Raw genomic sequence first — 9,372 nt, 5'->3', positions numbered from 1 at the left:
GCGCGGGCTCGCCGAAGGCGTGCGTGAAGCCCGCCTTGCTGTCGCCCGATAATCGGCCCATCTTTCCACGCATAGAATTGCCAGCAGAACAGAAAGCGTCCGCAATGAACTGGATCACCAGCTACGTCAGGCCGAAGATCAATTCGATGCTCGGCCGCCGCGATATGCCGGAAAACCTCTGGATCAAGGATCCGGAGAGTGGCGAAATGGTCTTCCACAAGGATCTGGAAGACAATCTCTGGGTCATCCCCTCATCCGGCCATCACATGAAGATCTCGGCGCGCGAGCGGCTGAAAGCATTCTTCGATGGTGGCGAATACCAGGGGCTGGAAAGCCCCAAAGTGGCCGTCGATCCGCTGAAATTCCGCGATGAGCGGCGCTACACCGACCGCCTGCGCGACGCCAAGGCGAAGACCAGCATGGAAGACGCGGTGCTGAGCGCCGTTGGCCGGGTCGAAGGCTTGCAACTGCTGGCCACCGTCCAGGATTTCGCCTTCATGGGTGGTTCGCTCGGCATGGCCGCCGGCGAGGCGATCATCCGCGGCTTCGAGGCCGCCGTCGAACGCAAGCTGCCGCTGGTGCTGTTCGCCGCCTCGGGCGGCGCACGCATGCAGGAAGGCATCCTGTCGCTGATGCAGCTGCCGCGCACCACCGTGGCGCTCGACCGGTTGAAGGAGGCGGGCCTGCCCTACATCGTCGTCCTGACCAACCCGACGACGGGCGGCGTCACTGCCTCCTACGCCATGCTGGGCGATGTGCACATCGCCGAACCGGGCGCTCTGATCGGCTTTGCCGGCCCGCGCGTCATCGAGCAGACGATCCGCGAAAAGCTGCCGGAAGGGTTTCAGCGCGCCGAATACCTGAAGGACCACGGCATGGTCGATATGGTCGTCTCCCGGCTGGAGATGAAGGACACCATCGCCCGCCTGCTGAGAATCCTGCTCAAGGAGAAGGCCGTCGAGAAGCCGGAAGCGGCGCCTGAAACCGAGGAGCCGCAGCTTGACGCCCTGCCGGCCCCGGTGGTGGATGAGACGCCGGCGGAACGGCCTGAAGCCTGAAGCACACCACGCCATTCTTCGGCACGAAATCCTCTCGCATCGGGTAGCATCCGCCATGACACTCCTGTCCGCCGAGGCGGAAATCGAGCGCCTTCTGTCGCTCCACCCGAAGGGTTTCGACCTGTCGCTCGACCGCATCACGCGGCTGCTCGGCCGGCTCGGCAATCCCCATCGCAAACTGCCGCCGGTGATCCACGTCGCCGGCACCAATGGCAAGGGCTCGGCCACCGCCTTCGCGCGCGCCGCGCTGGAAGCGTCGGGCCGCATCGTCCACGTCCACACCTCGCCGCATCTGGTCAATTGGCACGAGCGCTACCGGCTTGGCGCCGAGGGCGGCGGACGGCTGGTGCAGGATTCGGTGCTGGCCGAAGCGGTGGCACGTGTCGCCGAGGCCAATCACGGTGAGGAGATCACCGTCTTCGAGATCCTCACCGCCGTCATGTTCGTGCTGTTTTCCGAGCATCCGGCCGATGCGGCGATCGTCGAGGTCGGCCTTGGCGGCCGTTTCGACGCGACGAATGTGATCGATCATCCGGCAGCCACCGTGATCATGCCGATTTCGCTCGACCATGAAGCCTATCTCGGCGACCGGGTGGAACTGATCGCCGCCGAGAAGGCCGGCATCATCAAGCGCGGTTGCCCGGTGGTCGTCGGCCAGCAGGAATTCGACGCCGCGCGCGAAGTGCTGGTCGACACGGCCGAGCGGCTGGGCTGCCCAGTGACCGTCTATGGCGAGGATTTTCTCGCCTTCGAGGAAAATGGCCGCATGGCCTATCAGGACGACAAGGGCCTGTTCGACCTGCCATTGCCGAAGCTTGCCGGCCGGCACCAGATCGCCAACGCCGCCGCCGCGCTCGCCGCGGTCAAGGCCGCCGGCTTCCCGGTCAATCTGCGCACGGCGGAAGCGGCCATGGAGCGCGTCGTCTGGCCGGGCCGGCTGCAGCGCCTGGCGCGCGGCCCGCTGGCCGACCTGGCGCCGGAAGGGGCGGAAATCTGGATCGACGGCGGTCACAATCCCGGCGCCGGCGAGGCCATCGCCGAGGCGCTGGCCACCGAGGAGGACCGTTCGCCGCGCCCCTTGTTTATCATTGCCGGCATGATCAACACGAAGGACCAGACCGGCTATTTCCGCGCCTTCGAAGGCATGGCGCGGCATGTCTACACGGTCCCGGTGGAGATGAGCGATGCCGGCGTGCCGAATGACGAACTGGCAGCGCGCGCGCTGGCGGCCGGCCTGTCCGCCGAGCCGGTGCATTCGGTCGCCAACGCGCTCAAGCTTCTGCGTGACACGCTGGACAGCGGTCGCGACGGCAGTGAACCGCCGCCACGCATCCTGATCTGCGGGTCGCTCTATCTGATTGGCGCCGTGCTGGCCGAAAATGGAACGCCGCCGCGCTGAAAGCGGGCAAGCATTTTGCAGTCAGGTGGTTTCACCTGACGTCCGCATAAATGCGGAAAAACAAAGAGATAGACCGGTTCAGCGTTTCCATGAAACGCTGAACCGGTCTAGGCTACCAGATCATGCCGGCCAAGCCGCGCCGCACCAGGTCGAGCGCCAGCAGCGTCAGGCCGATCTTGAACCAGCGGCGGAAGATTGCCTCGGGCATTTTCTCCAGGAGCCTGCTGCCGTAGATCGTGCCCAGATAGCCGGAAGCCACCATCACCGCGACGAAGGGCAGCCAGCGCCAGAAGGCGAAGCCGGCAAGAGCGAAGGCGATCACCTTCAGGGCGTGCTGCACGGTCATGCCGGCGGCGTGGGTGGCGATCAGCGCCTTGCGGTCGTCGGGAATGATCTGCGCGAAGAAGGCCGACAGCAGCGGCCCCGTCGCGCCGACGAACATGGTGGCAAGCGCGATGACGGCGCTGCCGGCGGCAAGCCCCGCATGGCTGAGGCGGGCAACGCCCGGGATCTTCGCCCAGGTAACGGTGAGGACGAACAGGCCGAGCACCAGTTTCAGCAGCGCGTCGGGCAATTGCACGACGAAATAGGCGCCGACGGCGGCGCCGATCAGGCTGCCGATGATGAACGGCATGGTGATGGAGAACCGGATATGCGCCCGCTGGTGCCAGGCGCGGCCGGTGTTGGAGCCGAGCTGCACCGCGCCATGCACGGGAATGAGTGCGGCGACCGGAACGAACAGGCCGAGCAGCGCCAGCATGGCGAGCCCGCCGCCGACGCCGAACACGGCGGTCAGCGCCGAGGTGAAGAAGCTGGCGATGATGAGCAACAGCGCCGGCAGCATGCCGAGCGCTTCAGGCAGAAGACTGTCCCAGCCGCTCAATGGCGGCCTACAAAAGCTGCTTGCGGGTGAACTGGCCGGCCGGGCGATAGCGCCACAGATAGGCGGGCAGCATCGCCGCCAGCGAATGCTGGGCGATGCCGAGGCCGGGCAGTGTGCGCTTGTCCTTGATCGCCGCTTCGGAAACGACGTTGTCGTTGCCAAGCTGCTTCACCTGGTCGAGCGTCAAAAGCCGGCCGGGCAGCATGCCCAGAATGCGGCCCTGCAGCCGGGCCACCGACCAGGGAATGGTAACGAACCAGCGCTTGCGGTAGGTCACCTCCAGCATTTCCTCCATGCATTGGCGGAAGGTCAGCACCTCGGGTCCGCCAAGCTCATACACCTTGCCGCCCTTCAGCGTGCCGTCGACCGAGCGCGCATAGGCCTCGGCCACGTCGCCCACATAGACCGGCTGGAATTTCGTCTCACCGCCGCCGATCAGCGGCAGGAAGGGCGAGAAGCGGGCCATGTTGGCGAAGCGGTTGAAGAACTTGTCCTCCGGCCCGAAAATGATGGAGGGGCGAATGATCACCGCGTCCTTGACCGTTTCCAGCGCCGCCTTTTCGCCGAGCGCCTTGGTGCGGGCGTAGTCGGAGGGGGAATCCAGGTTGGCGCCGATGGCCGATCCCTGCGTCAGCTTGGCGCCGGCGGCGCGCGCCGCCTCGGCCACGGCGCGGGCGCCGAAATCCTGCACCGCGTCGAAGGTCTGCCGGCCGGATTCGTGCAGGATGCCGACCAGATTGATGACATGGTCGGCGCCCGCCACCGCCCGGTCGACCGAGGCGCGGTTGCGCAGATTGGCCTGCACCGCGTGCACCTGGCCGACATTGCCCAGCGGCTGCAGATGCATCGCCAGGTTCGGGTTGCGGCATGCCACCCGGACGCGGTGTCCGCGCTTGGTCAGGGCCTGCACCAGATGGCGGCCGACGAAGCCGGAGCCGCCGAAAATGGTGACGAGCTTTGGTTTCTGGCTGATGGTGGCCATATGCCTCGGTCTCCGGTTGCCTAAGCATTCGAGCTGCCAGGTGGTGCCACCTGACGTCCGCACAAATGCGGCTTAGCGAACGATATGAAGCGGCGCAGCGTTCTCAGGAAACGATGAACCAGTTCAGGGCTACATAATCGGTTTCCGGCCAAAGGCAAAGGCCTGCTCCGGAGAGATTTCATCCCCAGGCGCGAATCACCGCAAAACTTGGAAAAAGCACTTGAAACGCCTATATCTTGAGCAGTGCGCGCCGAATGATTCGCGGTGCTGAATTCCGCTGCTTCGAGACCTGCTCTCAAGCGCTTCCTGAACGAAAGAAATTGATGAGCGACACGCCAGAAACACTCCCCGGCGAACCGGCCGAATACGGCGCGGAATCCATCAAGGTTTTGAAGGGACTGGACGCGGTCCGCAAGCGGCCCGGCATGTATATCGGCGACACGGATGACGGGTCCGGCCTGCACCACATGGTCTACGAGGTGGTCGACAACGCCATCGACGAGGCGCTGGCCGGCCATGCGACGCTGGTGACGGTGACGCTCAATCCGGACGGCTCCTGCACGGTGACCGACAATGGCCGCGGCATCCCGACGGATGTGCATTCGGGCGAGGGCGTCTCGGCGGCCGAGGTCATCATGACGCAGCTGCACGCCGGCGGTAAGTTCGACCAGAATTCCTACAAGGTTTCGGGCGGCCTGCACGGCGTCGGCGTGTCCGTGGTGAACGCGCTGTCGATCTGGCTCAAGCTGAAGATCCGCCGCAAGGGCCAGATCTTCGAGATGAGCTTCACCCATGGCGTGGCCGACGCGCCGCTCGTCGCCACGGGCGACGCCGGCGATGAGACCGGCACCGAGGTCAGCTTCCTGCCTTCGCCGGACACCTTCACCATGGTCGAGTTCGATTATGGCACGCTGGAGCATCGCCTGCGCGAGCTGGCCTTCCTGAACTCCGGTGTCCGCATCGTCCTGACCGACAAGCGCCACGCCGATGTGAAGACCCAGGAGCTGCTCTACGACGGCGGCCTCGAGGAGTTCGTCAAATATCTCGACCGGGCCAAGAAGCCGCTGATCGACGCACCGATTTCCATCCGCAGCGAGCGCGACGGCATCACGGTGGAAGTCGCCATGTGGTGGAACGATTCCTACCACGAGAACGTGCTGGCTTTCACCAACAACATCCCGCAGCGCGATGGCGGCACGCATATGGCAGGCTTCCGTGGCGCGCTGACGCGCCAGGTGACCAGCTATGGTGAAAAATCCGGCCTGACCAAGAAGGAAAAGGTCTCGCTCACCGGCGACGATTGCCGCGAGGGCCTGACGGCGGTCCTGTCGGTCAAGGTGCCGGACCCGAAATTCTCCTCCCAGACCAAGGACAAGCTGGTCTCGTCCGAGGTCCGGCCCGTGGTCGAAAGCCTGGTCAACGAGGCGCTGGGAAACTGGCTCGAAGAGCATCCGGGCGAAGCCAGGACGCTGGTCGGCAAGGTTGTCGAGGCGGCCGCCGCCCGCGAAGCGGCGCGCAAGGCGCGCGAATTGACCCGGCGCAAGGGCGTGCTCGACATCAGCTCCCTGCCCGGCAAGCTGGCCGATTGCCAGGAGCGCGATCCGGCGAAATCCGAACTGTTCATCGTCGAGGGTGACTCGGCCGGCGGTTCGGCCAAATCCGGCCGCTCGCGCAAGAACCAGGCGATCCTGCCGCTGCGCGGCAAGATCCTCAACGTCGAGCGCGCCCGCTTCGACCGCATGCTGTCGTCGGACATGATCGGCACGCTGATCACCGCGCTCGGCACCGGCATCGGCAAGGACGAGTTCAACCTCGACAAGCTGCGCTACCACAAGATCATCATCATGACCGACGCCGACGTCGACGGCGCCCACATCCGCACCCTGCTCCTGACCTTCTTCTTCCGCCAGATGCCGGAGCTGATCGAGCGCGGTCATCTCTATATCGCCCAGCCGCCGCTCTACAAGGTGACGCGCGGCAAGTCGGTGCAGTACATCAAGGACGAGTCGGCCTTCGAGGAGTTCCTCGTCGATACCGGGCTTGAGGAAGCGACGCTGGAGCTGTCCACCGGCGAGGTGCGCGGTGGCCAGGATCTGAAGGCGGCCATCGAGGATGCGCGCGCCGTGCGCGGCCTGATCAACGGGCTGCACACGCGCTACCAGCGCGCCGTGGTCGAGCAGGCGGCGATCGCCGGCGCGCTCAACGCGGCCGTCCTGGCCGACCCGGCCCGCGCCGACGAAGCGGCCGCCTATGTGGCGCGCCGTCTCGACATCATCGCCGAAGAGACCGAGCGCGGCTGGGAGGGCCGGGTCAACCCGTCCAACGAGGGTGCCGGCGGCTTCCTGTTCGAACGCACGGTGCGTGGCGTGCGCGAGGCCATCGTCCTCGATTCGGGCCTGATCGGCTCGGCCGATGCGCGCGCCATCGACCGTTACACGGCGCGCCTGCAGGAGGTCTACGGCAAGCCGCCCGTATTGCGCCGCAAGGACAAATCGGAGGTCATTCCCGGCCCGATGGCGTTGCTCGACGCGGTCTTCGCCACGGGCCGCAAGGGCCTCACCATGCAGCGCTACAAAGGCCTCGGCGAAATGAATGCCGAGCAGCTCTGGGAAACGACGCTCGACCCGGAAGCCCGCTCGCTGCTGCAGGTCCGTGTGCCGGATGCGACCGACGCCGATTCCCTTTTCTCGCGCCTGATGGGCGACGAGGTGGAGCCGCGCCGCGAGTTCATTCAGGAAAACGCCCTCTCGGTCGCCAATCTGGATATTTGAGCGCCGTGCGTCCGCTTGGACGCCCTGGCACGACACAATAGTTGCACCCTGTTGCATTGACCCAGTGCGTGGTTCGACAAGCTCACCATGAGGGCGGTTGGATTTTGCAGGGAACCTGATGCCGAAACGTCGCGGATTGATTTTGCAGCCCTGTACCTCCCTCATGGTGAGCTTGTCGAACCAAGCGCAGCACTGTTGCCACAAGATCAAAGACGACCGAATCCACACGCGACGCGTACCCAGATTGAGAAGTCAGCCCACCAGTGCCTTTGTCGCCGCCAGCCGTCGGATTGTCGATTTCAATTTCTGATCGGCCACTGGACCATCCCAACGACTTCCTCAAGCCCCGGGGCAGCGGTTTTTCCTTGACCAACCGGCAAACTGAATTTAGCTGGTTAGTCAAGGAGACGCCCGATGAATGACAGCGCTGCCGCCGATTTGAATCGCGACTGGCCGGTGCCGTTCTTTTTCGGTGGCCGGCTCTGCCTCGATTTCATCAACACGGTCAACAGCCGCTCGCGCCCGGCGACGCGGGACTATCTGCCCGACAGCATCGCGCTGCTCGGCTGGTGCCGGCAGAAAAACCTGTTCGACGCGTCTGTCATCGACCGCCTCGAGACCGAGGTGCCGGGTGCGCATGCGCCCGAAGTGCATGCCCGCGCCATCGCCCTGCGCGAAGCGCTGTACCGGATTTTCCGCGCCCTGATCGACGGGGCAAGTGTGCCTGCCGGCGATCTCGCCCATCTCGATGAGGCGCTGCGCGCCGCGCGGCATCATCAGGTGCTGGCGCAGGCGGGCTCCGGCTTTGCCTGGCAATGGGATGCGGAGCGGCTCGATCTTCTGGCGCCGCTCCACGCCGTGGCCCTGTCGGCGGGGGCGCTGCTGACCGGCGACGATCTTGGCCGCGTCAAGGAATGCCCGGGCCCGGATGGCTGCGGCTGGCTGTTTTTCGATGAAACGCGCAACAATTCGCGCCGCTGGTGCAGCATGGACCATTGCGGCGGCGCCGCGAAGGCCCGCCGCTACGCTGCCCGGCAAAGCGCCGCAGGCGCTTGAAACGGCGCCGGGAGCGAACTTCGGGCCGCCGCGCGAGGGATGGAGGAACCGACATGAAGATGCTGTCGCTGAGAAACGTGGTGATTGGTGCCGTCGCGCTCTGCGCCATCCTGTTCGCCTTCGGCTGGTACTGGCGCGAGGACCCCGCCAACGACCCCTATCTGAAGATCCTCGGCGGCGGCTTCATGTTCAACTACCGCCAGGGCGAGGTCTTCTACGGCTTCACCGCGCAGGTGGTGCGGCCGCTCGCCAGCGGCTCGATCATCGAGGCTTCGTTCGAGAACCCGGCCGGCGGCGCGCCGCTCGTCGTTTCCGAGCGCGTCAGCACGATGACGGACCGCTACGCCCTGCGCACGCCGCCCATCCGCGGTGTCGAGGCGAAGAAGCCCTATCACGTGGCGATCAAGGTCTATGACCGCGAGAAGAAGACGCTGCTGTGGAACGCCGAGCACAGCTATGCCAGCCAGATCAGCGACATTGTCGTTCCGGACAAGCCGCTGACCATCGGGCCCGGTTATCACCTCAATCCCGACAATCCGAAAAACCAGCCGGGTTGAGGCGGGCGCGCGAGAATCTTCAGGAGCTGCTTTTTTTCATGAACCTATCTCCAGACCGGGGCGACTGAGGGGTGCCAGGCCATTGAGCCCGGCTTCACGAACCCCAACTGGAGAATAGAAATGACACGTTCCAACAAGACCCGCTTCGCCATTGCCGCCGCTTCGCTGGCCCTGCTTTCGCTGTCCGGCCTGTCGACCGCCAGCGTTGCCGCCCAGCTCGCCGTCGCTCCGCAGGCAGCGGGTGCGACGATGAACTGTTCGATCCCCAACAACGTCGTCTGTACGATCAACAGCGCCAAGGGCCTGAAGCTGGTGAAGATCACCGCCAACACGCCGCAGGGCACCGTCAACATCGTCGACAAGAGCTACAATGGCTGTCCGAAGCAGGTGAAGGTTTCGTGGGACTCGGCCTACAGCATGTCCGGCAAGCAGATCGTCGAGTGCGGCGGTTTCAAGCTGAAGGCGCGCTAGTTGGTCTGACCGAAACGGATGGTACCCATCCGTTTCGACAAGTCAGCCCACAAGCTACTAATCTAGTGGTGTGAGGAAAAGTGCGAAGCGGTTTTCCGCCCGCATCCCGCTCCAACTCATCGTGATGTAAGGCGCGCGGGGAGGGTTGCCGGCATGGCGAGACATCGCCGCAGCACGCCTCCCACTTTTCGGGAT

8 protein-coding genes are annotated in these 9,372 nt (G+C 65.0%); 6 read left to right on the top strand and 2 right to left on the bottom strand.

Features of this window, described 5'->3' with window-relative positions; translation table 11 throughout:
* Nucleotides 1-104: 104 nt before the first annotated feature.
* Nucleotides 105-1,058, top strand: a complete 954-nt coding sequence (gene accD / locus AB843_RS23040) for an acetyl-CoA carboxylase, carboxyltransferase subunit beta (RefSeq protein WP_048649256.1) — start codon at nt 105-107, stop codon at nt 1,056-1,058.
* Nucleotides 1,059-1,113: 55 nt separating this feature from the next.
* Nucleotides 1,114-2,457, top strand: a complete 1,344-nt coding sequence (locus AB843_RS23035) for a bifunctional folylpolyglutamate synthase/dihydrofolate synthase (RefSeq protein WP_048649255.1) — start codon at nt 1,114-1,116, stop codon at nt 2,455-2,457.
* Nucleotides 2,458-2,569: 112 nt separating this feature from the next.
* Here the strand turns inward: AB843_RS23035 and AB843_RS23030 are convergent, their stop codons facing one another.
* Together AB843_RS23030 and AB843_RS23025 are read right to left on the bottom strand one after the other, a co-directional pair.
* Nucleotides 2,570-3,340, bottom strand: a complete 771-nt coding sequence (locus tag AB843_RS23030; protein WP_082143975.1) for a sulfite exporter TauE/SafE family protein — start codon at nt 3,338-3,340, stop codon at nt 2,570-2,572.
* Nucleotides 3,341-3,347: 7 nt separating this feature from the next.
* Nucleotides 3,348-4,322 (bottom strand): complex I NDUFA9 subunit family protein, encoded by a 975-nt coding sequence (locus tag AB843_RS23025; protein ID WP_048649254.1) that lies wholly within the window; start codon nt 4,320-4,322, stop codon nt 3,348-3,350.
* 323 nt (nt 4,323-4,645) lie between these two features.
* On the opposite strand from AB843_RS23025, the gene gyrB reads away from it, so the two are divergent.
* From gyrB to AB843_RS23005, 4 genes are all read left to right on the top strand, one after another.
* Entirely contained in the window at nt 4,646-7,093 is a 2,448-nt protein-coding gene (gene gyrB, locus AB843_RS23020; RefSeq protein WP_048649253.1) for a DNA topoisomerase (ATP-hydrolyzing) subunit B, read from the top strand.
* 414 nt (nt 7,094-7,507) lie between these two features.
* Entirely contained in the window at nt 7,508-8,149 is a 642-nt protein-coding gene (locus AB843_RS23015) for a CGNR zinc finger domain-containing protein (RefSeq protein WP_048649252.1), read from the top strand.
* Nucleotides 8,150-8,202: 53 nt separating this feature from the next.
* Nucleotides 8,203-8,706, top strand: coding sequence for a hypothetical protein (locus AB843_RS23010; protein ID WP_048649251.1), 504 nt, complete (start codon nt 8,203-8,205; stop codon nt 8,704-8,706).
* A gap of 120 nt (nt 8,707-8,826) precedes the next feature.
* Entirely contained in the window at nt 8,827-9,177 is a 351-nt protein-coding gene (locus AB843_RS23005) for a hypothetical protein (RefSeq protein ID WP_048649250.1), read from the top strand.
* Nucleotides 9,178-9,372: the final 195 nt, after the last annotated feature.

Origin of the sequence: Nitratireductor soli (assembly GCF_001050155.1) — a bacterium.
Taxonomy (GTDB): Bacteria; Pseudomonadota; Alphaproteobacteria; order Rhizobiales; family Rhizobiaceae; genus Nitratireductor; species Nitratireductor soli.
The sequence above is the reverse complement of the archived record's forward strand: the minus strand, read 5'-3'. Positions and strand labels throughout refer to the sequence as shown.